At 34.2% G+C, this 22,039-nt stretch carries 22 protein-coding genes; 11 read left to right on the top strand and 11 right to left on the bottom strand.

All coding sequences use genetic code 11. From position 1 onward, the window contains the following. Positions 1-87 precede the first annotated feature (87 nt). The gene (gene lepB, locus SPD48_RS04190; protein ID WP_336256803.1) at positions 88-612 is read left to right on the top strand and encodes a signal peptidase I; all 525 of its coding nucleotides are present in this window, start codon (positions 88-90) and stop codon (positions 610-612) included. A 457-nt stretch (positions 613-1,069) separates the two neighbouring features. Here the strand turns inward: lepB and SPD48_RS04195 are convergent, their stop codons facing one another. Then, positions 1,070-2,434, bottom strand: a complete 1,365-nt coding sequence (locus tag SPD48_RS04195; protein ID WP_336256804.1) for a TrkH family potassium uptake protein — start codon at positions 2,432-2,434, stop codon at positions 1,070-1,072. A 345-nt stretch (positions 2,435-2,779) separates the two neighbouring features. Continuing rightward, positions 2,780-3,187, bottom strand: a complete 408-nt coding sequence (locus SPD48_RS04200) for a YwpF family protein (RefSeq protein WP_336256805.1) — start codon at positions 3,185-3,187, stop codon at positions 2,780-2,782. A gap of 176 nt (positions 3,188-3,363) precedes the next feature. Here SPD48_RS04200 and SPD48_RS04205 point away from each other — a divergent pair, with 176 nt between their 5' ends. Genes SPD48_RS04205 through SPD48_RS04235 form a run of 7 tightly spaced genes read left to right on the top strand, consistent with a single transcriptional unit; the run spans position 3,364 to position 7,043 of the window. Beyond that, positions 3,364-3,570: a DUF1657 domain-containing protein gene (locus SPD48_RS04205; RefSeq protein WP_336256806.1), complete on the top strand. Its 207-nt coding sequence runs from the start codon at positions 3,364-3,366 to the stop codon at positions 3,568-3,570. A 34-nt stretch (positions 3,571-3,604) separates the two neighbouring features. Next, positions 3,605-4,072, top strand: coding sequence for a YhcN/YlaJ family sporulation lipoprotein (locus SPD48_RS04210; RefSeq protein WP_336256807.1), 468 nt, complete (start codon positions 3,605-3,607; stop codon positions 4,070-4,072). An 18-nt stretch (positions 4,073-4,090) separates the two neighbouring features. Next, entirely contained in the window at positions 4,091-4,564 is a 474-nt protein-coding gene (spoVAC, locus tag SPD48_RS04215; protein ID WP_336256808.1) for a stage V sporulation protein AC, read from the top strand. Between the two features lie 23 nt (positions 4,565-4,587). Then, positions 4,588-5,604 (top strand): stage V sporulation protein AD, encoded by a 1,017-nt coding sequence (spoVAD, locus tag SPD48_RS04220; protein ID WP_336256809.1) that lies wholly within the window; start codon positions 4,588-4,590, stop codon positions 5,602-5,604. Continuing rightward, a complete protein-coding gene (gene spoVAE / locus SPD48_RS04225; RefSeq protein WP_336256810.1) occupies positions 5,601-5,951 on the top strand; it encodes a stage V sporulation protein AE in 351 nt (116 codons plus the stop codon). The genes spoVAD and spoVAE overlap by 4 nt, the downstream gene beginning before the upstream one ends. Before the next feature lie 11 nt (positions 5,952-5,962). Beyond that, the gene (locus tag SPD48_RS04230) at positions 5,963-6,163 is read left to right on the top strand and encodes a DUF1657 domain-containing protein (protein WP_336256811.1); all 201 of its coding nucleotides are present in this window, start codon (positions 5,963-5,965) and stop codon (positions 6,161-6,163) included. 22 nt (positions 6,164-6,185) lie between these two features. Beyond that, positions 6,186-7,043 (top strand): DUF421 domain-containing protein, encoded by an 858-nt coding sequence (locus SPD48_RS04235; protein WP_336257013.1) that lies wholly within the window; start codon positions 6,186-6,188, stop codon positions 7,041-7,043. A gap of 112 nt (positions 7,044-7,155) precedes the next feature. Here the strand turns inward: SPD48_RS04235 and SPD48_RS04240 are convergent, their stop codons facing one another. Both SPD48_RS04240 and SPD48_RS04245 read right to left on the bottom strand, forming a co-directional pair. Continuing rightward, on the bottom strand, positions 7,156-7,647 hold the full coding sequence (locus SPD48_RS04240) for a hypothetical protein (protein ID WP_336256812.1): 492 nt from the start codon (positions 7,645-7,647) through the stop codon (positions 7,156-7,158). Between the two features lie 9 nt (positions 7,648-7,656). Then, on the bottom strand, positions 7,657-8,664 hold the full coding sequence (locus tag SPD48_RS04245) for a DUF3231 family protein (protein WP_336256813.1): 1,008 nt from the start codon (positions 8,662-8,664) through the stop codon (positions 7,657-7,659). A gap of 143 nt (positions 8,665-8,807) precedes the next feature. On the opposite strand from SPD48_RS04245, the gene SPD48_RS04250 reads away from it, so the two are divergent. The 3 genes from SPD48_RS04250 to SPD48_RS04260 are packed head-to-tail and all read left to right on the top strand — an operon-like array spanning position 8,808 to position 12,641. Then, positions 8,808-10,379, top strand: coding sequence for a spore germination protein (locus SPD48_RS04250; RefSeq protein ID WP_336256814.1), 1,572 nt, complete (start codon positions 8,808-8,810; stop codon positions 10,377-10,379). After that, positions 10,379-11,491, top strand: coding sequence for a GerAB/ArcD/ProY family transporter (locus SPD48_RS04255; protein WP_336256815.1), 1,113 nt, complete (start codon positions 10,379-10,381; stop codon positions 11,489-11,491). Before SPD48_RS04250 ends, SPD48_RS04255 begins: the two co-directional genes overlap by 1 nt. Further along, the gene (locus SPD48_RS04260) at positions 11,481-12,641 is read left to right on the top strand and encodes a Ger(x)C family spore germination protein (protein WP_336256816.1); all 1,161 of its coding nucleotides are present in this window, start codon (positions 11,481-11,483) and stop codon (positions 12,639-12,641) included. Before SPD48_RS04255 ends, SPD48_RS04260 begins: the two co-directional genes overlap by 11 nt. 203 nt (positions 12,642-12,844) lie before the next feature. On the opposite strand, the gene SPD48_RS04265 is transcribed toward SPD48_RS04260, so the two are convergent. The 7 genes from SPD48_RS04265 to mecA all read right to left on the bottom strand — a co-directional run bounded on the left by SPD48_RS04265 (position 12,845) and on the right by mecA (position 21,321). Beyond that, positions 12,845-13,825, bottom strand: coding sequence for a zinc-binding dehydrogenase (locus SPD48_RS04265; protein WP_336256818.1), 981 nt, complete (start codon positions 13,823-13,825; stop codon positions 12,845-12,847). Between the two features lie 19 nt (positions 13,826-13,844). Further along, positions 13,845-14,774 carry an ArsA family ATPase gene (locus SPD48_RS04270; RefSeq protein WP_336256819.1) on the bottom strand — a complete coding sequence of 310 codons (930 nt, stop codon included), beginning with the start codon at positions 14,772-14,774 and terminating at the stop codon, positions 13,845-13,847. 26 nt (positions 14,775-14,800) lie between these two features. Further along, the gene (locus SPD48_RS04275) at positions 14,801-15,058 is read right to left on the bottom strand and encodes a cory-CC-star protein (protein ID WP_336256820.1); all 258 of its coding nucleotides are present in this window, start codon (positions 15,056-15,058) and stop codon (positions 14,801-14,803) included. A gap of 401 nt (positions 15,059-15,459) precedes the next feature. Continuing rightward, positions 15,460-17,205: a carbon starvation CstA family protein gene (locus SPD48_RS04280; protein WP_336256821.1), complete on the bottom strand. Its 1,746-nt coding sequence runs from the start codon at positions 17,203-17,205 to the stop codon at positions 15,460-15,462. Between the two features lie 249 nt (positions 17,206-17,454). Further along, positions 17,455-19,266: an oligoendopeptidase F gene (gene pepF, locus SPD48_RS04285; protein WP_336256822.1), complete on the bottom strand. Its 1,812-nt coding sequence runs from the start codon at positions 19,264-19,266 to the stop codon at positions 17,455-17,457. A gap of 69 nt (positions 19,267-19,335) precedes the next feature. Then, positions 19,336-20,508, bottom strand: a complete 1,173-nt coding sequence (locus tag SPD48_RS04290; protein ID WP_336256823.1) for a competence protein CoiA — start codon at positions 20,506-20,508, stop codon at positions 19,336-19,338. Between the two features lie 138 nt (positions 20,509-20,646). Next, positions 20,647-21,321: an adaptor protein MecA gene (gene mecA / locus SPD48_RS04295; protein ID WP_336256824.1), complete on the bottom strand. Its 675-nt coding sequence runs from the start codon at positions 21,319-21,321 to the stop codon at positions 20,647-20,649. Positions 21,322-22,039: the final 718 nt, after the last annotated feature.

Consider the following 22,039-nt stretch of genomic DNA (forward strand, 5'->3'; position numbering starts at 1 on the left):
ATTAATCAATAGTTTTAACTCGAAACATAATCCATGCTATGCTACTATAATAGAGGATTGTCTCAATGTAGAAAGGATGTCTTCAGTGTGGCTGAATCAAAAAAACAGAATGAATGGTTAGAATGGGGTAAAGCTATTGTAATCGCTGTTTTACTTGCATTCCTTTTAAGAACATTTGTATTTGCAACGTCAATTGTAGAAGGAGAAAGTATGCACCCAGCCCTTGAAGATGGCGAACGAATCGTGTTCAATAAATTAATTTATATTATATCTGAACCGGATCGCGGCGATATAATTATTATCCAACACCCCCAGAAAAACTATGTAAAACGAATAATTGGCTTACCAAACGAAACGATTGAAATGAAAGATCATCATCTTTTTATAGATGGAATTAAACAAGAAAATTCTTATGTTGACGAATACGAATCTCTACTTACAGGCAATTTTGGCCCTATTAAAGTTCCGGAAGACAGTTATTTTGTAATGGGTGATAATCGTGCAATTAGTAAAGATAGCAGGAATGGTTTAGGTTTTATTAATCGTTCAGATATCATTGGGAGATCTGAGTTTATTATTTACCCATTTAATGAGTGGAAAATTACACGATAAGAAATAATAATATTCAAGGGTTTGTATATGTCAATATAGCTACAAAAAAAGGTCGAACTCCTACATAGGGTTAGACCTTTTTAATTTTTCTTTTATTCATGGTCGAAAAGACTATATCCAATATTCAAAAAAGCAATAACTAAACAAATTATTCCAAATGCAGTTACCCACATGTGAACGCACCCTCTCCTATTATATAATCTTCATCCATCATACCAATTATTCATTTAATTTTAAAGTGATAATATGTTACACGGTCTTTTTTTATAAAAAGGCCCCTAATAACGAGTTTTTTATTCATCTCGATTTTATTACCATGAAAATCTTTAATAAAGATTATTAATCACTCTACTATTTAGTATGGAAAATAAAAAATATTATATGAAAACTATCTTCACCATTTTTCCTAATTTGAAAAATCGATTATCACTTGAAGCGTTCATCATCTTCCTCTTAATTAACCGATAATGATTCTTTCTTTCGGGTAACGAATATACTCATTCTGATTTTCTTTTCGGAAAGTAATTAGAAAAGTTACTAGTCCAATTCTGCCTAAAAACATTAATATCATTAACAGTATTTTACTCACTGTTGTTAATTCTGCCGTTATTCCTAAAGAAAGACCAACCGTTCCAAATGCTGAAGTAACTTCAAATAGTAACTGTGTGATTGAGAATGGTTCAATAATGGAAACGATTAGCAAAGTAGTAAATACTATAGCAATAGCTAAAATCATAACTGTTACAGCTTTCATTAAATCTTTATCATAAATTTCCCGGCTAAAAACTTTAATTTTCTTACCACCACGTGCATACGTAATGATAAAGATTAAGACAAGTGCAAATGTCGTAGTTCTAATTCCACCGCCAGCACTACTTGGTGAAGCACCGATGAACATTAACAAAGACATAAACAAATGATTTGAATCCGATAGCAGACTCACATCCATTGTTGAAAGTCCTGCACTTCTTGTTGTAACTGATTGAAATAATGCATAAAACAAACTCTCATGCCAACTTTTCCCTTTAAAAAATCCTGTAGAATCAATTAAATAGATGAAGACAGCACCTAGAACAATGAGAACCAAAAATGTTGTTGTAGTTACTTTTGTAAACAAGGAAAAACGAAATTTTCTTTTCATTTTACGTTTTTTCAGTATAAATTGTTTTAATTCAATCAATACTGGAAAGCCGATTGCACCAAACACAATTAGTAACATAATAATGAACTGAACAAAATAATCATCCTTATAAGGAGCGAGGGAATTATTATTCAAGCTAAATCCCCCATTTGATATTGCGCTGATTGTACTGAAAAATCCATTATAATATGCTTCCGCCGGTGTCGGAAAATACCTCATAAAATACGTTCCTAATATAAGAAACCCTAATAATTCTATTAGTAATACTACTACTAAAATTTGTTTAATTAATTCAACGACCCCACCAAACGTTGTTTGATTTTGATCTTGCATGATTAACCTGCGTTCGGAAAGACCGATCTTTTTCCCTAAAAGTAACCATATAAACGTACTTACTGTCATGACACCTACAGCACCCAGCTGGAGAATTAGCGCAAGTAAAATAACTCCTGTCGTACTTAATGTATCACCAATTGAAATTGTACTCAGCCCAGTTACACTAAGCGCACTAACAGCAGTAAATAACACATCAATAAAAGAAACATGCACCCCTTCTTGATATGCGATTGGGAGCGATAAAACAATCGTTGAAATAATAATTGCTCCAAAATAAAAAACTAATAATAACTGTGCTGGCGTTAAATGATGTATCCTATGAAGATTTGGATATTTATCAAACATTTTAACAATGCTCCTCTGCGTATAAATCAACAAAATTTCTTCGAGATAATTACTAAAATAGTATAGCAAAACATTGGCGACGTTTTGCTTATACTCACGAACTAATTTCGCTCAATTCAATTTTCTTAATAATGGCTTGTTTTTTATAGATCAGTCGCTGTCTTTAAGCAGCGTTTTCGAAGAACTGCTGCAATGATTCAACATAATAACGTTTCCAGATGAACGTCATTAACAATAGCCAGAGTAGATTTCTACATTATACTACTAAAATATATATTTGAATATCATCTATCTTCTTATTAATACTATTAATCAAAAAAAGGGCTTCTTAGCCCATAATATGTTTTATATTAATTCTTTAAATTTTTTGAGTAATGACTCACCCTGGTATCCTTCTTCAATAATCATTTGTAACATTTCCTCAATCCTGCTTTTTCGATGATCAACGACCTCGCCTTGAAATAACACATTTATCCTGTCTTCATTAATTTGATTAATGCCGATAACTTTTGTAATAAAAAAGGCTGGATCATTATCTTCCCTCGTTATTTTAACTTGAATCATTAATTCTTCTACATTTTTTACTTTATTAAAATAAGCTAAATAAATTTTATCAATATAAGCCTCGATAAGCCACCCAAATTTATCTTCCCGATTAATTACTAATCCATCGTGAAGAGGAATCTGTTTACGTTCTACGCCATCTTCCTCATTAGCCATAATTTTTAATCCTTTTAATTTAAAAGTCTTCATCCGATTCACTCCCAACCCGGTTATCTGTCTATGTTTAAAATAGGTTATTTGTAGTAAAAAGTCAATGACTATTTATTACTTTATAGAAAAAACTGGATAATTTGGATGCGTATAAATCAAATCATTTATCTCATTCTATATATGACTACTTTTGTAATTTAAAGGAGGAATTTCTTGTGACTGTAGCAACACAAGTTAGACAAGCGATAGCTGGATTAAAAAGTGTACAAGCAAGTTTTGAACAATTTGCTCTTCAAACTGAAAATAAACAAGCAAAGCAGATGTATTTGAATGCTGCTGAACAAACAAAACAAGTTCTTCAATCTGTCGAACCGCGTTTAACAGAGATTGAACAAGAAGAACCCCAATACAAACAATATTAATCGACTAAGTAAATAATAAGTGAGGTGAGAAAATATGTACCTCAAGCGAATCATTATAATTATAAGTATTTTTATACTTACCGCTTGTGCAAATAACATTCAAAAAGATCCTACTTTTGAACCTACCGGGAATCGAGATCTTGAATTAGTTAAGCTTTCTTCCAAAGAAATTATGGATCAAAATCCATCAAACCGTGCAAAGGAATTATTAAGTCAATATGCTGAAATCTCAGGTGTTAGAGCGGTAAATGATAAAAACGAGTTACTTATTGGAGTGGATATAGACCATCATGAACGATTTTCTTTGGATAATATGGAAAGTGAACTTCGAAAAAAGATCAAAGAAAACTTCTCCGATCTAAAGGTTACATTATCCACGGATCAAAAAATACTTCTTGAACTTGAAAAGCTGGAAGAAGATATTCGAAACAAAAAAGTTTCTAATGATGAATTAAGGAAAAAGATAAAAGAGCTCAAAAGTTTATCAAAAGAAGAAACTTAATGGAAATGAGTGAGCATGATGGCAGACAAAAAAAAGAAACAACTTCCACCTGAGGCGCAACAGTATCAACGTTTACAAGCAAAACGGGAAATAAAAAGACCTGTTTTTAAAAATTGTATTAAAGCGTTCTTAGTGGGAGGTTTAATTTGCCTAATCGGTCAGCTAATCACTACTTTTTATATACACTTTTTTGATTTTACAGAACAAACAGCAGGAAACCCTACTGTAGCAACATTAATTATTATTACCATGCTATTAACAGGGTTTGGAATCTACGATCATTTAGGGCAATTTGCTGGAGCCGGGACTGCAGTGCCCGTTACCGGATTTGCCAATGCAGTAATCTCTTCTGCAATCGAGCATCGTCCAGAAGGATATATTCTTGGAGTTGGCGGAAATATGCTTAAATTAGCCGGTCCTGTCATTGTATACGGAGTTTTTTCGGCATTTATAGTTGCGCTTATAAAAACAGTGCTAACAATGTTTACTTAGAGCTAAGTGTGAGGTGTAATCGTATGTTAATGGGTCATAGTAGTTGGAAATTTAATAATCTGCCTGTCATCCTATCAACAGGTGTTGTAGGTGGACCTTTTGAAGCACAAGGAAAAATTGCAAATGATTTTGATATCCTACATGAAGATATGTGGCTAAAACAAGACTCTTATGAAAAAGCACAACAAATCATGATGGAACAATCATGTCAACTTGCCGTAAAAAAAGCGAATATTGATAAAGGGCAAGTAGACTATTTTATTAGCGGTGATCTGATTAATCAAATTACACCTTCTACTTTTGCTGCTAAAACTGTTGATGTACCTTATTTTGGTCTTTTTAGCGCGTGTGCAACATCTACTGAAAGTTTAGCACTCGCAGCATTAATTATTAATGCCGGAGGAGCGAAATATATTTTAAGTGGAACGGCTAGTCATAATGCAGCGGCTGAAAGACAATTTCGTTATCCGACTGAATATGGTGGTCAAAAACCACCAACAGCACAGTGGACTGTAACTGGAGCAGGTTGTGCATTAGTTAGTTCCTCAGGAGATGGTCCTGTCATTACCACTGCAACTATTGGAAAAGTTGTTGATATGGGGCTTACCGATGCATTCAATATGGGAGGCGCTATGGCACCTGCTGCTGTTGATACTATTGTTCGCCATTTGACTGATCGGAATGTTGAACCTTCCTTTTATGATCTCATAATTACTGGTGATCTTGGAAAAATAGGCCGAGAAGCATCATTTGATTTATTAAAAGAAAAAGGAATTGAAGTTGATCCAACAAAATATGTTGATTGCGGATTAACTATTTATACTGATGACCAACCAGTTCACGCAGGTGGAAGTGGTACCGCATGCTCTGCTGTTGCGACATATGGCCATTTTCTAAATCGTATGAAAGAAGGAAAATTGAAGCGCATTTTACTAGTTGCTACTGGAGCGCTTCATTCACCGCTGAGTATACAACAAAAAAAACCAATTCCTTGTATTGCTCATGCTGTATCAATTGAAGCAAGAGGTGGTGAGACATGATTTTTTTCTGGGCGTTCGTTGTTGGTGGACTTATTTGTGTTATCGGGCAAATTATGTTTGACGTTTTCAAATTAACTCCCGCACATACTCTTACAACACTAGTTGTTGTTGGCGCTGTACTTGACGGATTTGGATTGTATGAACCACTAATAAATTTTGCGGGTGCAGGGGCAACCGTTCCAATCACGAGTTTTGGAAATTCACTCGTACATGGGGCCATGGCGGAAGCTGAGGATCATGGGCTAATTGGAGTAATAACAGGTATATTTGAAGTTACGAGTGCCGGTATTTCAGCTGCAATCATTTTTGGTGTTATTGCTTCCCTCCTCTTTAAACCGAAAGGATAGGATGTGAATAAATGACCGTAGGAGCAAATGTAAAAAGTAGTTATTTTTCAATAAAAAGTGCAGAGGCAAGCTTAGAACAACTTGCAATTAAGTCGAACAATAAAGAGACAAAAAAAGCTTTATATGATGCACAAAACCTCCTTTCTCAAGTAAAAGAGGATCTAAAAAAGCAAATACAATTTTTAGCTCGTGAAGAACCACAATATAAATAGAGGAGGTTTATTGATGCCTGATATACCGGATTGGATGAATATTTTACTAAGATCCATTACTCTTGTTTTTACTTTATTTTTATTGACGAAGCTACTCGGAAAAAAACATATCTCCCAATTAAGTATTTTTGATTATATAAATGGTTTTGTCCTAGGTGGAATCGGAGCGATATTAACAGTTCATCAAGACGTGAATTTTTGGTATGGACTCATGGCAATGTTAGTTTGGTTTATTATTCCTTTCACAATTGACTACATCGCGTTAAAAAGTAAAACAGTCAGAGATTTTGTACAAGGTAAAAGTACAGTCATCATACAAGACGGAAAAATTATGGAAGATAATTTAAAGAAAGAATTGTTTTCAACTGATGACTTATTAGTACATTTGCGAGAAAAAGACATTTTCCATGTGGCTGATGTGGAATTTGCTTTACTTGAACCAACAGGAAAATTCAGTGTCTTGCCGAAAACAGATAGCCGCCCCCTTACCGCTAAAGATCTCAATTTAAAACTAGCACCAAAAAAAGAACCTCAAACAGTCATTATGGACGGAAAAATGCTTTTAGAACCATTAGCAAATCTAAATTTAAACCCGGCTTGGCTGGAGACTGAACTGGCAAAATTGAATGTTACCATCGAGAACGTTTTCTTAGGTCAAGCAGATAGCGATGGCCAATTAACAGTTGATTTATATGACGATATGCTTTCAATTCCAAGTCCAACAGAAAAACCCCTTCTTTTGGCTACTCTAAAAAAAGTTCAGGCTGATCTGGAACTTTATGCGTTAGAAACTGAAAATCAACATTCAAAACAGCTATATCAAGTAAATGCAGCGAAAATAGAGCAAGCGATTGAACTGGTCGATCCATATTTAAAATAATAAGTATTATACTGTTTTCATATAGGTGAACTTAGTGCAAAAAGCCAAAAATTAGTAGGCTTTTTTATATATAAAAGGGAAAACCATTTCCGTATTTACAAATAAATACGTCTTATGTTTTTCCCTTTTTTCTAATAGTAGAATAGATAACTCGTCTGATAAAAAATCCGATTACAAAACCTAGAATCATTGTAATAATCGGTAAAAATATAGGTCCTATTAAATATCCAAATATTTTAAATTTGGAAGAATAAATTACTCCGATAGTACCAAAATAAGCCGCAAACACAAATGGTAAGTATATAAAAGGATACTTCTCCCCCCCTGCATCTCGATAGGCATCCCATATTGCAAAAACGTAAATACATGGATAGAACATTAACCAAAGATAATCTGCTTTGTCAATCGCTTCATGCATTTCCCCTAGGAAACTATGCACAATCACGAGATTAATTTTTCCTTTTACGTTAATAATAAGTTCAAGAAAAATCAATATAAAAGCTTTCACATATTTTCGATTCAATAATTGCCCAAAACCTGGTAGAGCAATACTCCAAAAAACTACTTCTGATTTATATTCTTGATTTTTCACATAATTGTTCATAGTTTTTCCCTATTTTGCTAGATCTTTTCGATTAGCAGCTATCGGCGGTTGCTCCATCCAACTATTTTTAATGAGTATTTCAGCACCGTCATCAGAAAATTGGAGGATATCCGCAGTTAAACGACTGTACATAACACCTAAATCACGTCTTGCACTTAAAGACATTGAAGCACCATACGCACTAATTCCTGCAGATATAAGCACCGTTATAAAGTTCATCATTAGTCTATCAGAAAATGGAGTCTCAGTTGAATCGGTTACTTCTGAAGTAAGCAACGAAGCAGCGTTTGGCAAATATTCCTCAGTTAAAATTTTAGAAAATACTTCAAAATGTTTACCAGATATTTCTCTACCTCTTTCAAAATAACGTCTCACTTCTTTTGATTTAGCAACTTGACTAAACGCAGTAACTACTGCCTGCCCCAATGCATTTCTTTTTGCGTGGAAAATAAGTTGGGAAATTTCTATTCCAAGCAATGGTCTCTTTTCTCCAAACCAGCCTGCTAAAAAACTGTCTCTCTGAACATATTCTACCGTTTTAGGAACTGGTATACTTGGTGAGATTAAATATCGTCCCTTTTCTAATGAACATTTTTTTGACTTTATTTCTAGTTTATGTATATCGGCAAGTATTTCATGAAAATAATCCTGAACCTTAGGTTGAACTGACTCAAAAAAAGCTAAATTATATACCATTAACTCCATTTTAGATGTTTGTAATGTGTATTCGAGATAAAGTTGATCTGAAAACAAACGGGGAGCATCTAAATTTACATCTTTTTCTGTAAATCCATCTGGAAGTGAATAGTCTTCCTCAATAAATATATCTTCCATCTGATCAATGCGCTTAGTTGTTAAAGATAATGTTTGTTCTAATAATTCTTTTATTTGCTCGTCTTCCACATGTTGAAGAAAAAAAGTTATTCCCTGTTTAGACATGGTTTCATACTGATAAGACATCCATAAAAATGAAATTTCTCCACTAGTTAAATTTGGTCTTCTTTCTACTTTTGCCATTGTACCAACCTCCTAACTATTCTTACAGTATGTTTCCGCTTTTTTCTTTTTTTATACAAATGAAAAACTAGTAACTTCATGAATAAATATAAATAGTTATGGGAAAAAGAAGACGACTAACAAAACGAAATGGGCGAGATAAAATGGTGTTTCGATCTTTTAACAGGAATAGAGAAAGAATTACGATCCGTAAGAAAGAAAATAATAGCGAATACAATTATCAGGAAACCTTTTCATTAAAAATAAGTAAAACGTTACAAACAAATATCGATAACTTAAATAATCTGCTTGATAAGCCGGATGATTTAAAGATAAGGCAAATACAACTAGGTGACGCAAATATAAAATGTGCAACTGCATTTTTGGAAGGGATTGTCGATTCTCAATCTACTCAGGATAGTATTTTGGGAAACCTTGAAGGTGCTCAAAACTTGCCCGATAAAGAAAATGAACTATTTCAATACATATTTAATAAACAAATAGCTGTAAATGATGTTCAAAAAGGAACTACATTCGATGATATTACCTTTTCGTTATTATCTGGTTTTACTATTCTTTTTGTAGATGGTATGGAAGAAGCATTGATGATTAATACGATCGGTGGAGAAACTCGGGCTATTGAAGAACCTGTAGCGGAAACATTGATCCGTGGGCCTAGAGCAGGTTTTGTTGAAAATCTTCAGACAAATTTAGCGATAATTAGAAGGAACGTGAAAGACCCCAATTTACGCTTTAAAACATATAAGGCAGGTAGACGAAGTAAAAAAAATCTTGTCGTTGCATATGTTGCTGGAATCGTAAATCCTGATTTAGTTAAGGAAGTAGATCGACGCTTAATGACGATTGATATGGATATCATTCAAGAGTCCGGTTATATAGAATCATGGATTGAAGATAGCTCTTTATCTCCTTTCCCGCAAATATTAAATACAGAACGTCCAGATAAAATCGTTGCGGCGATTATGCAAGGAAAGGTTGGCATATTAGTTGAAGGTACACCATTTGCACTAATTGCACCTATTACTTTTTCGAATGTTCTTCAATCACCAGAAGACTATTATGAGCGTTGGACAATTGGAAGTTTGTTACGATTATTGCGCTACTTAGGTGCATTCTTATCAATCTTTCTTCCCGCATTGTATATTGCAATTATTGGCTTACAACCAGGTATGATCCCTTCTCAGCTCGCTTTTTCGATTGCAGGTACCCGTGAAGGGGTTCCATTTCCTCCTGTAGTCGAAGCATTCCTGATGGTGATCACGATGGAACTTCTCCAAGAAGCAGGAGCCAGACTTCCACAAACGATTGGACAAACCATTGGCATTGTAGGTGGGCTCGTTATTGGTGAAGCAGCCGTACAAGCAGGTGTAGTTAGTCCGATTATGGTTATTGTTATTGCTCTTACAGCGATAGCCAACTTCGCAGTTCCTGCATACAGTGTTGCGATTGCATTTCGTATCATTCGATTTGGCATTATGATTGCAGCAAGCATGTTTGGGTTATTAGGCATCATTCTAGTCTACATTATGATTAATATTCATTTTGTAAATTTAAAAAGTTTCGGTGTACCATATTCCACTCCGTTTGCACCCTTCTTCAAGGATGATTGGAAGGATGTGATATTTCGAAGCCCTACCCAAACAATTAAAAAAAGACCCGTCTATTTGAACACGGAAGATGACATTTCTTTAGATAATCAAGGAGAAGAGAAATAATGAATCCCTTTAAATACAGTGATGAACAATTAAGTCAAAGAGAATTTATGTTTGCCTTTCCTTCAGTGCTTATTGGTGTAGCCATTTTATCTTTACCAAGTGATGTCGCTAAGGTCACATCGTTTAGTGATGGCTGGGTATCCATATTGCTCGCCGGGATTATCTTTACTCTCCTTACTATTTTGGGTCTCAAATTAGCCGCACTTTTTCCAGGGAAATCATTTTTAACTTACACTTCCTTTCTCATTAGTAGACCAGTTGCAATCACAATATCAATTATTTTAATTTTGCTAGCAATTTTTACGACTGCATATTCATTACGTTCGGTAAGCTTTATTTCGCAGCAATACCTTTTTGATCAAACACCGATGGAAGTGTTAGCACTTGCATTCTTGCTTGTTGTCATCTATGCTGTCTCAGGTTCAAGAGCAGGGATTTTTCGATTAAATGTTCTATTTCTTCCAATTATTTTATTAGCCTTTATCTTCGTTGTTTTTTTTAACATTAAATGGTTTGAAGTAAACAATTTATTGCCATTGTTCAAATCGGATATTTCTGAGTATCTTCATGGAATTAAAAATACATTTGGAGCATATGGAGGATTTTATCTTGTTCTTTTCTACTTTACGTTCATCAATAATCCGACAAAAATAACAAGAAAAATTGTTTTTGGAATGAGTATACCGATTATCTTTTATATAATGATATTTTTTGCTTGTATCGCTGTATTTGGAAATGCAGTAACCGGGAATTTAACGTTCCCAACGATCGAATTAGCAAAACGGGTAGACATCCCGGGGGCTGTATTAGAACGAATTGATGCACTTGTTTTCACCATCTGGATTATGGCAATTTTTAATACTACAACTATCACTTTAGATATTGCTGTATTACTCTTAACCTCTATTTATAAAAAAGTTAAAAAAAGAATCGTTGTTTTCATTCTTTCACCAATTGTTTATTATCTATCTATGTTTCCACAACAGATCAATCAAGTAGAAGTTGCAGGAAATTTTATAAACATATTCCACATTTTTTTTACTTCACTAATCATTATTGGATTATTTGTAATTGCCAAGTGGAGAGGTGTGAAAAATCAAGGTGAGAAATAATTTAATTTTTTTCATTTGCTTCTTGTCGATTATGCTTAGTGGGTGTTGGGACGTAATTAATATTGAAGATCGCGGATTTATTATTGGTAGTGCCATCGATTTGGAAGATGGGACAGATGATAAAAAACCCGAATTTAAAGTTACAAACCAGATGGTTATTCCAGCTGGGATTACTTCTCCTACTCATGGTGGTGGAGGAAATCAAAAAGCATTTTTAAATTTTACCTCTAAAGGAAGAAGTGTTTATAGAATTGATGAAGAAATATCTGCCTTATCTAGTAAAACTCCCTTTTATGAGCATCTTGCTCTTCTTATTATCTCAGAGGATGTTGCAAAAATCGAACATGTCTTTTCAAACCTACTTGATACGTATATTCGAGATGTGAATATGCGACGAGGAATTAAAGTCATCGTTTCAAAAGGTGATGCAAAAAAGTTGCTTGATTTTCAGCCACAGGAGGACAAATTGCCAGCAATTCATATTGATCAATTACTAGAACATAGCAGTAAACAGGTAGGCTTTTTAAAACCAAGAAGAGTTGGAGATATTGAAGAATATCATTTACGGCAAGTTAGTTATATACTACCTTTACTTAGTGTAGATGAAAATATTGAACATAAAGCAGGGGCTATATTTCATGGTCTACAAGACAAAATGGTTGGAACATTTAATGAGGATGAAATGCAAGGGTTCGAGTTAATGAAAACAGCAGCAATTGAAAAAGTAATTGACTTTACATATAAAGATCATATATTCACATTAGAAGTAAACAATTCTAAAAATAAAATTTCAGTTGATCCTAGTAATATAGATGAAATAAAAATAACTGTTGATATTAATATAGATGGAATAATTAAAGAATCTTTCGGTAAAATAGATGTTTCAAACCCTTCGGAACTGAAAGCCATTCAAAAAGCAGTTTCTGAAAAGGTTAAAAGTTCGATCGACCATACGATAAAAAAGGGGCAGGATGAGTTAGGTGCCGACGTATTTGGAATATGGCAAATTTTAGAGACGAAACATTATGATGTATGGAAAAAAGTAAGAAACGATTGGGAAAAAGGAGAGTACTATTATAGGAAAGCTACATTTGAAGTCAATGTGAAAACGGATATCTATTCAATTGGAACTAGTGACAAAACAGATTAAGGGGGGGATCAGGCAATGTTATGGGACTTATTTATAAATAGTTTAACGGATAGATGGCGTATGATATGCACGATTTTATCATTTGTCATTCCTTATTCTATTTATAAGATCAATAACTTTTTACATGAACATAGTGACCCTCCTTGGAAACAAGAAAATCCCCAAAAGTCGAAGAGGCCCCAAAACTAAAGGGGCCCCTTTTATTAACCAATTTCAATTGCAATTTTTCCAAATTGCTTATTTATTTCAAGTAGTTCAAATGCCTCATTAACGTTCTTTAGATTATAAATATGTCCTACAACCGGATGGATTTCATGATCTCCCATAAAAGCAAGCAGTTCTCTTAGTTCTTCACGACTCCCCATAGTAGAACCGAATAATTGATACTGTCCATAAAAAAATTCTCGTAAATTAAAATCTATTGTATCTTCTGTTGTCGAACCGAAAGTGACAATTTTACCACCTTGTTTTAATACTTGAAGAGAACGATTAAACGTCGCTCTTCCAACACTATCAATAACGAGATCAATTGTCTCATTTTCAAGTTCTTTTTCCCAATCACTGTTCGTGTCAATTGCACGATCTGCACCAATTTTTTGAGCTTCTTGTCTCTTTTCCTCACTACGGGAAGTAACGACAACTCGTGCTCCCATTGCTTTAGCAAATTGAATGATATATGTTGCTACACCACTGCCTGCCCCAGGGACGAAAACAGTTTGCCCTTTTTGTATATTTCCTTTTGTAACCAATGCCCTAAATCCAGTTAATGCAGCTAGCGCTAACACGCCTGCCTCTTCCCACGATAAATAACTAGGTTTTGGCTCTACTTGCTCAGCAGAAATGGTAATCTTCTCAGCTAATGTTCCATGATCCGGCATACCTAAAATATCAAAATCTTCTGGAGGAGCATCACTGTTTTCATACCATCTTAATGCTGGATTAATGATCACCTCATCTCCGACAGAAAATTGATCAACACCCGTTCCTATTGCTTCAATAACACCCGCTCCGTCTGAACCTAGAATTAATGCTTTTTCTTTTATTCCCATCCGATTCGGTATGTATAAATCTCGTCTATTAAGCCCGGCAACTTTAAGTGCTACAACAACTTCTCCCTTTTTTGGAGTTGGTTCAGGCATATCCTTTATTTTTAACTTACCTTGCTCCAAGACGAACGCTTTCATAAAAAATCAACCCTTTCTATTACTCTACTAAATACTTAGAAAATTCTTCTAATTGTTGAATGTTTATTATATCATGTGTGAAGAACGGGACAAAAATTAAATGTTTATCATTAAACTCTTGATATATTTTATCTAAATATTTTTTTTCATATTTTTTTCGTTGCTTGAAAAAGTCTCCCTCATCATTGTCAGGTAAAATACGGTTTACAATAAGAGTACTTACATGAAGATGATATTTATCCAACATTTCTATGGCATTTTTCGTCTCAACAATTGGAAGTTGTTCCGGATTTAATACAAAAATAAAACCCGTCTGCTGGGCGTTTAACATAATTTCTCTTGCTTTAGCAAATCGTTTTTGTCGTTCCTGAAGCACGTCAAAAATGGGGTCTTCAACTGGTTCACCATCATTAAGCAAGTTCGAGTAGTTCTCTTTTGTTTTATGCCGTTTTTCAAGCAGACCTTGAATCCATATCCCCATTAATTCGGGTAATGACAAAAGACGAATTGTGTGGCCAGTTGGAGCGGTATCAAATACTAATTTATCAAAATCATCACTTTCTTCGATAATGATCGAGATCAGTTTATCAAAAAGTGCTGCTTCATCTGCACCTGGGGATGCTTTTGCCGTATCTAATTGGCGGTGAACTTCTTCCATCATTGTAGGTTGAACGATACCTTGTATATTACCTTTAACATTTTTAATATACTGGTCAGTTTCTTTTTCTGGATCAATTTCAATTGCATACAAATTGTCAGAAATTTTCGTTGTACTTCCGCCTACTTTTTTTTCAAATATGTGACCAATATTATGTGCCGGATCTGTTGAAATCAATAAAGTTTTATGACCATTATTAGCTGCTTGAAGCGCAATTGCAGCTGACGAAGTAGACTTACCTACCCCACCTTTTCCCCCGACAAAGATAATTTTCTTATTGATAATTTCCACCTATATTCACCTCTAACTGTGCAAATCTAACAACAACGAAAACCTGTTAATGGAGATTTTTCCATCCCCATTCGTAAATGCCATTCATGAAATTCTTCAAGCATGTATGGATATAGTTCTAGCGTATAATAAAACACCGGATTAGGTATCCCAATCATTTCGGAATATAGTAGTAGAAAAAACAAATCATCTTCATCTCGAAGTTCACGAGCAATTTCCGATTTATGAGGCAGACTAATTACATCTTCATAATATTGGATGAGTTTTTTTATTTTGTCTAACATAATAGAAGTCCCCCTCCTTAATGAAAAAGGCTGGAAAAAACGTATTTTTATTAATGAAAAGACGAACAATGCTAGTTTGATAACAGTTTTGTAAATATACTCTCTCACCACAGGCATAAGAGTGACATCAGTGAAAGCAACGCTATACTTGCTTTCACTGTGCCTCCTTTACCACGGGAACAGCCTAAAGCTTCTGTATCTTCTCGCTTCTTAGTCGCTTTAAGGGTCTTCGAACTCGTTGGGCATCATGATCGTTTGTCCCCTCGGAAAATTTACTGTTCCCAAGGGCGATCAGTAGAACGTCCGATTGTCGGGCGTTGATCACAAACTTTGTGGATGGAACTGTTCGTCATTTCGGTTGCCGGTTTTATTTATGGCCTAACTTCTTATATATCTTTATCTTAAGGTAATGTCTTATCATGGTCAATTGGAGTATCTTTTCCTTTAGACAATGCTCCAAAGGATGTTAATACTATCCAAATTGCAAAGACAAATATTATAGCACCGAAGACAAATAACAATGTGTCTGGATTAGAACCATACCAAGCCCATTCAAGTGCTACTTGCTGGAACAGTGCTATAAGCGTCATCCCAAGCACGAAGAACATTGGAATTAAGACAACAGCATAGTTTCTACCAAGCCGTTTTAACCATACTGCAATTAAAAGTAAACTAATTGCAGCAAGTAACTGGTTCGCAGTACCGAATAATGGCCATAGTAAATATCCACCTGAGCCAAATCCATTAGGCCCTTCCGGTAATAATACTAGTGCAGCACTCGATAATACAGCAACAGATGTTGCTACATGTTTTTTCTCCAATGCTGGAACTTTATATTCCATTCCAAGTTCCGCAATAATATAGCGCATTAATCGGACGGCAGAATCAAGTGTTGTTGCAGCAAAACTAACTACGATGATGGATACAATAGTTGTTGCAACATCAGTTGGGATAAATAACCCTTCAGCAAGTGTTGCTGCCCCTTGAACAAACACACCTAAACCCGCACCATTTGCGTCAGTAAAACTACTATAGGTAGCTAAAAAATCTTCTTTTGATGCGAAAAAGGTAACAACAGCTAATATAGAGATTAATGCTAAAATTCCCTCACCAACTGCCCCTAAATAACCGACAAAGCGTGCATCCGTTTCTTTATTCAATTGCTTTGACGATGTTCCTGAAGATACAAGTCCGTGGAAGCCTGAGATTGCTCCACAAGCGATAGTAATAAAGAGGAGCGGGAACCACGATTTATCCGTTACTGCATTTGTTGCGGGCGCAGTAATAGTAGGATTTGTAAATAGCAGTCCTAAATATAAAATACCAAGTCCCACGACAAGTTGATGTGAGTTAATGAAATCACGTGGCTGTAGTAACTTCCAAACCGGTAATGTAGACGCTATGTATACATAGACCATTAATATCATAATCCAAATAAAGAAAGCTGTTCCAACGGTGGACAGACCAAATAACCCAGTTCCATCCTCCCCTCCCATGTAACGGATTAAATCAATTTGTAAAAATTGAAATTTACTAGCAAAAATAGCCGCCGCATACATAACTGCAAGGGCAATTAAAGATGGTACAAGCATTTTTTTCTGTCTTTTATAAACTGCATATCCAATCCATACCGCGAGTGGAATTTGGATAAATACCGGAAATACACTTGCTGGAAAGGTGATAAATAGATTTGCAATTACCCAGGCAAAAACAGCATTTACCATTAGCACTAAAATAAGAATAATAAACAAAAATAAGATCTTGGCTCGTTGACCAATTAATCTGTCCGCAAGAGTCCCAACTGATTGACCTTTATGTCGAACAGACAATACTAATGTTCCGAAGTCATGAACTCCAGCAGCGAAAACAGTACCTAAAATAACCCATAAAAATGCAGGGATCCATCCCCAATATACTGCAATAGCTGGTCCTAAAATTGGAGCTGCTCCAGCAACAGAGGTAAAATGATGACCCCATAATACAAATTTATTCGTTGGAACAAAATCAACCCCATCTTTGTACTTATGTGCAGGCGTTACATAATTCGGATCAAGTTTAAAGATTTTTTCTGCAATAAATTTTGAATAGTACCGGTATCCTAACGCTAAAACCACTATTCCAATAATTGCAACTAAAATACCGCTCAATGTATTTCCCCCTTTTTAAGTAATAGAATTTATTACCAATATTGTAACATTTAAATTAAGTATTTCAATTGTTAAAAATTATCTAATAATTATTAACCTCTTAAAATATGTCTTTCAATCGCAATTTTAAACTATTCACACAAAAATTTAGAAATTTAAAACTTTTTATGATGATTCTAATTAGATATGTTTATGAAAAATTAGTTTCTTAAACAAAAAAATACAGCCCCCTAGAGAGCTGTACGATTACTATTTAGTTAATAACTCTTCAAATTCGTCTAATTTTTCTTTAAATACATCTAATGCTTGTAAGATTGGCTTTTTAGAAGTCATATCAACTCCTGCTTTTTTAAGAACTTCAATCGGAAAATCACTACTTCCTGCTTTTAAGAAGTCTTTATATCTCTCTACTGCTACATCTTTCTCACTCAATATTTGATTTGCTAAAGAAGTTGCTGCAGAATAGCCGGTTGCATATTGATATACATAATAATTGTAATAAAAATGCGGTATTCGTGCCCATTCGAGTCCAATTGCTTCATCTACAGTTACATGTTCACCGAAGTACTTTTTATTTAAATCATAATAGATTTCTGTAAACGTATCAGCGGTCAATGGCTCGCCATTTTGAGCTCGGACATGGATATCATGTTCAAATTCAGCAAACATCGTTTGACGGAATACTGTGCCACGGAATCCTTCAAGGAAATGATTTAAAATATATAACCGTTCTTTTTCATCCTCTAAATGATTCAGTAAATATTCATTTAATAATGCCTCATTACATGTAGAAGCAACTTCTGCGACAAAAATAGAGTAATTTCCATAGCGATAAGGCTGATTCTTCCTCGTATAATAACTATGCAATGAATGACCTAATTCATGGGTTAAAGTGAATACATCATTAACTTTATTTTGCCAATTTAATAATATAAAAGGATTTGTACCGTACGAACCTGATGAATAGGCTCCACTTCTTTTTCCTTTATTTTCTATCACATCTATCCATCGGCTCTTGTATCCTTCTTTTATAATATCCGTATACTCTTCACCAAGTGGCGCTAAACTTTTTAATACATAGTCTTGTGCTTTCTCATACGATATTTTCATATCAACGCCTTCAACTAAAGGAACGTATAAATCATACATATGTAATTCATCCAAGTTCAACACTTTTTTTCTAAGTTCAGTATAGCGGTGAAGAAGTGGCAATTGCTCATTAACAGCGTCAACTAAATTGTCATATACTGTTTCTGGAATATTGTTCGAATCTAGCGCCGAATGTCTTGCGGAACGGTAATTTCTAACTTTTGCGTAGAAATTATCTTTTTTAACATTTCCATTCAATGTCGATGCAAATGTATTTTTAAAACTCCCGAATGTTTCATACATTGCTTCAAAAGCAGCTTTTCTAACATCTCGATTTTTCGATTCCAAAAATCGGACATATCGACCATGAGTAAGTTCAACTTCTTCTCCATTTTCATCTGTGATTAATGGAAATTTCAAATCTGCATTGTTCAACATTCCAAACGTTTGAGACGGTGTCTGAAGTGATTCGGAAGCTTCTGATAAAAGTACTTCCTCTTTCTCACTTAAAATATGTTCTTTTTGTCGACTGATTTCATCTAGCGTTAATTTATATTCTTGTAGTTCCTTTTTATCTTTCTGAAATGATTCAAGTTTTGTATGATCAATTTTCAAAATTTCGGGAACGATAAAACTCATCGTGCTTGAAGCAAGCGTTAAAATACTTTCAGCTTTTTGGTTCATTGCTTGATAAAAAGAGTTTGTTGTATCTTCGTCGTATTTCATATGCGAATATGTATATAGTTTTCCAAGACGCTCAGAAAGTTCATCTTGCAATTTAAACATATTATACAAATTGTCAGCTGAATCCCCTAATTTATCTTGATACTGTTTAATTTTAGGAATATCCTGATTTAATGCCTTAAACTCTTCCTCCCATTTTTCATCCGATTCAAAAATTGTTGATAAATCCCACGTTAATTCAACAGGAACCTCTTCCCGCTTTGGAATTTCTTTCGTCATTTCAGTCATTTTAACAGTCCTCCTTAAAATATCATCTAATCCTTATTATAGTGAATTATGTAAAATTCATTCCCGTTCTTAATTGTGATTATACATGAAAGAGTTTAAAAGTTCATCGTCTCCTTCCAAAGATTGTTCTATATGGTTGTAAAAAGTGATTGGCTTACATTTCTTATACAGATTAGATGACATAATTTGAATTATTTTTAAATCATGAAGATATGTCAAATATTCTACAATCGGAGAAACTTTAGGAACAATGAATCGGTTATTAGTATTATCTGATTGGAATGGTCGAAGATATTGTGCAGCTTGCTTTAACGAAAAACTATCGCCAACTTTTAAAGAATGTAAGAAATCAATTATGAAACGGCTTTGCCAATTCCAAGTGGGTACAGACATGCTATATTGAGAGCGGATCGGAAGATGAACAATCGAAGGTAGGTGTTGAACATGCAACCTTTTTTCATACAACCATTTTTTCCAAATGTATTCTCTCCCATAAACATTTGTATTTTTGAGACGAAACTTTCTTTTCTCAGGCCTCCATAAGCTAAATAGTCTTTTTTCAGAAAAATAGGACGGAGTAAAAAGTTTTGGGAAAGATGTTTCATTCATTTTTTTAAATGTAAAATTCACTAGTGCCCGATTTGTACTTGTCAATATGAGGTCATGAATAATGGAAAAGTTTTTTCTCTGTGGACAAAAATAAAATATAGTTGTAGGAAGTTTTGAGGAAAATTGATGAATGAATTGTAAAGTAAAATCATTCAGTGCCATATGATTCGTTGATATGCGATTAAATTGATTTCCTCCTAATATCCAGATCGGTAAGATATTTAATCGTTCATATCCTGTATTTCTATGTTGAATGTCCTTAGCTGAGATTGTTGCGCATTGAAATTCAACGGCGAAGGTAAGTTGTTTGGTCTTAATTAAAAGATCAGGACGTTGATTAATTTGAGGAATAAAGGCTTCTAATTGTGTGGGGATGTTTTGTTTTTGAAACCATTCATATAATAATAATTTACCGTACTGATGATAGGTTCCTTCTCCCCCTGATCGAATCGAACAGTTAGAAGAGTTTTTATGCGCAAAATGTGGAATTACCTTAGGTCCTGCTCTAACAATCACTTGTTCATTACATTCTGGACAATAAAACTTTACTCTTTTTCGTAATAGTTCTATCTGTCTTTTTGGAAGTATAGCAAGTGTGACATACTTTCCTTTTTCAGTTATTGCTTTTAACACAGATTCGAACACATCCTTATATATATTTGAGGCTTACTTACTATATTTCGACAAAGTATACTAAAATCCTGCAAAAATAAAAAATAAAAAGACATTCATTATCGAATGCCTTTTAATTCATCATCTACTTTAATTAATTTATACATTGAAATGCTGTTTCATTTGATTGAATACGTTATGATCTATAATCACCTTACCGTATTCCTCCAATATATGATACGTTACATCTGATTCTGTACTATACTCTAATATTTGGCTCACAATATCTTCTTGATATTCAAACTGTTCTGAAGAAATTTCTACATATAAAAAATAGTTATTTTCATAGTAATACAAAGATGTTACCAACTCTGGATCATATTCACCCTGAAAATAATGACTAAGCTGAATGACATCCTCTAAATCATTAAATTTTGCTGTCATCCATAAGCTTGTATCTTCAAGTTCTTCCTCATCTTCATCTTCTTTGTGACCAAACTTCTCATCTAATATACTTTTTGCTTTTTCATTTATTGTTATATCAATCGTATCATCGATGTCTTCTATGGAATCAATCGGTGTTCCACCTTTAGAAATTTGTGCTTTTGTTACAATGATTTCTAAACCTTTTTCTAATGCTTGAACTTGTATCCACAAAGGGCCCTCTACAGAGAAGTCTTCTTTGTAATTTACTTCATCCATCATTTGCCAAAACAGTTGTTCACTGCGTTCCCGATTGTACCATATTTCTTCTCGTTCAAATCCACGATCTTCGATATCTACATATGAGATATAAAATTTTACCGTGTTTTCATTTATTCTTTCTATTTCCATTCAATACCTCTCCCTTCTATTAGAATAACTAAAAGCTTAAGCACCTTAAAAGAATTAGGTGGAAGAGATTACTCCAACAGTACATATTTATTCCCTTAAACTTATTGTATGTTATTTTAATTATTTTGAAAATATTAATGCCCATTTTGTGTATGAATATTAATATACTATTTTACCTCAATTTAATCAATATTTCACTACCACTTTTTCTATAGAAGATATTTCAATTAATTATAATAAACATTTAGGATCGATTTGTTTAAATACTCAACCTTCGTTGTGTGAAGTAGATAAATAAACCTTGGGAGTATTAGGAAGTTTAAAGATTCACATCCTTAGTTGTATTTTCAATTAACTGATACTGTGCAGTAACTTATATATGGATGAAGCTGATTAACCGCTCTGCACAGTTTGATACTTCTATTACAAAGGTTGATTGAATCCGTAGAGCAGTCGACTCCTGGGACTGTAGCTCCGCTTTCGTCCCAGCGAAAACATTTGTGGGAAAAGCACGAGTCTGAAGACCCCGTAGGAAGCGTTCTTTGCTTCCGAGGAGGCTGAAGCCGTGCCCACGGTAAAGGAGACACAGTGAAAGCGAGTGTTAGCGTAGCTTGAACTAATGTCGCTCTTATGCCTGTGGTGAAAGCGAACTGCCCCAAGGCGGAAATCAACGCTGTAGTTTACTAGGTTTACAAATCTTCACTACTGAACAGTTTAC

Origin of the sequence: Pseudogracilibacillus sp. SE30717A, assembly GCF_037071985.1 — a bacterium.
Classification (GTDB): Bacteria; Bacillota; Bacilli; order Bacillales; family Amphibacillaceae; genus Pseudogracilibacillus.

Bases quoted from the DNA above. Each gene is read 5' to 3' on its own strand.
- SPD48_RS04195 (WP_336256804.1), bottom strand. From the start codon at position 2,434: ATGTTTGATAAATATCCAAATCTTCATAGGATACATCATTTAACGCCA.
- SPD48_RS04200 (WP_336256805.1), bottom strand. From the start codon at position 3,187: ATGAAGACTTTTAAATTAAAAGGATTAAAAATTATGGCTAATGAGGAA.
- SPD48_RS04210 (WP_336256807.1), top strand. From the start codon at position 3,605: ATGTACCTCAAGCGAATCATTATAATTATAAGTATTTTTATACTTACC.
- spoVAC (WP_336256808.1), top strand. From the start codon at position 4,091: ATGGCAGACAAAAAAAAGAAACAACTTCCACCTGAGGCGCAACAGTAT.
- spoVAD (WP_336256809.1), top strand. From the start codon at position 4,588: ATGTTAATGGGTCATAGTAGTTGGAAATTTAATAATCTGCCTGTCATC.
- spoVAE (WP_336256810.1), top strand. From the start codon at position 5,601: ATGATTTTTTTCTGGGCGTTCGTTGTTGGTGGACTTATTTGTGTTATC.
- SPD48_RS04230 (WP_336256811.1), top strand. From the start codon at position 5,963: ATGACCGTAGGAGCAAATGTAAAAAGTAGTTATTTTTCAATAAAAAGT.
- SPD48_RS04240 (WP_336256812.1), bottom strand. From the start codon at position 7,647: ATGAACAATTATGTGAAAAATCAAGAATATAAATCAGAAGTAGTTTTT.
- SPD48_RS04245 (WP_336256813.1), bottom strand. From the start codon at position 8,664: ATGGCAAAAGTAGAAAGAAGACCAAATTTAACTAGTGGAGAAATTTCA.
- SPD48_RS04250 (WP_336256814.1), top strand. From the start codon at position 8,808: ATGGTGTTTCGATCTTTTAACAGGAATAGAGAAAGAATTACGATCCGT.
- SPD48_RS04255 (WP_336256815.1), top strand. From the start codon at position 10,379: ATGAATCCCTTTAAATACAGTGATGAACAATTAAGTCAAAGAGAATTT.
- SPD48_RS04265 (WP_336256818.1), bottom strand. From the start codon at position 13,825: ATGAAAGCGTTCGTCTTGGAGCAAGGTAAGTTAAAAATAAAGGATATG.
- SPD48_RS04275 (WP_336256820.1), bottom strand. From the start codon at position 15,058: ATGTTAGACAAAATAAAAAAACTCATCCAATATTATGAAGATGTAATT.
- pepF (WP_336256822.1), bottom strand. From the start codon at position 19,266: ATGACTGAAATGACGAAAGAAATTCCAAAGCGGGAAGAGGTTCCTGTT.
- mecA (WP_336256824.1), bottom strand. From the start codon at position 21,321: ATGGAAATAGAAAGAATAAATGAAAACACGGTAAAATTTTATATCTCA.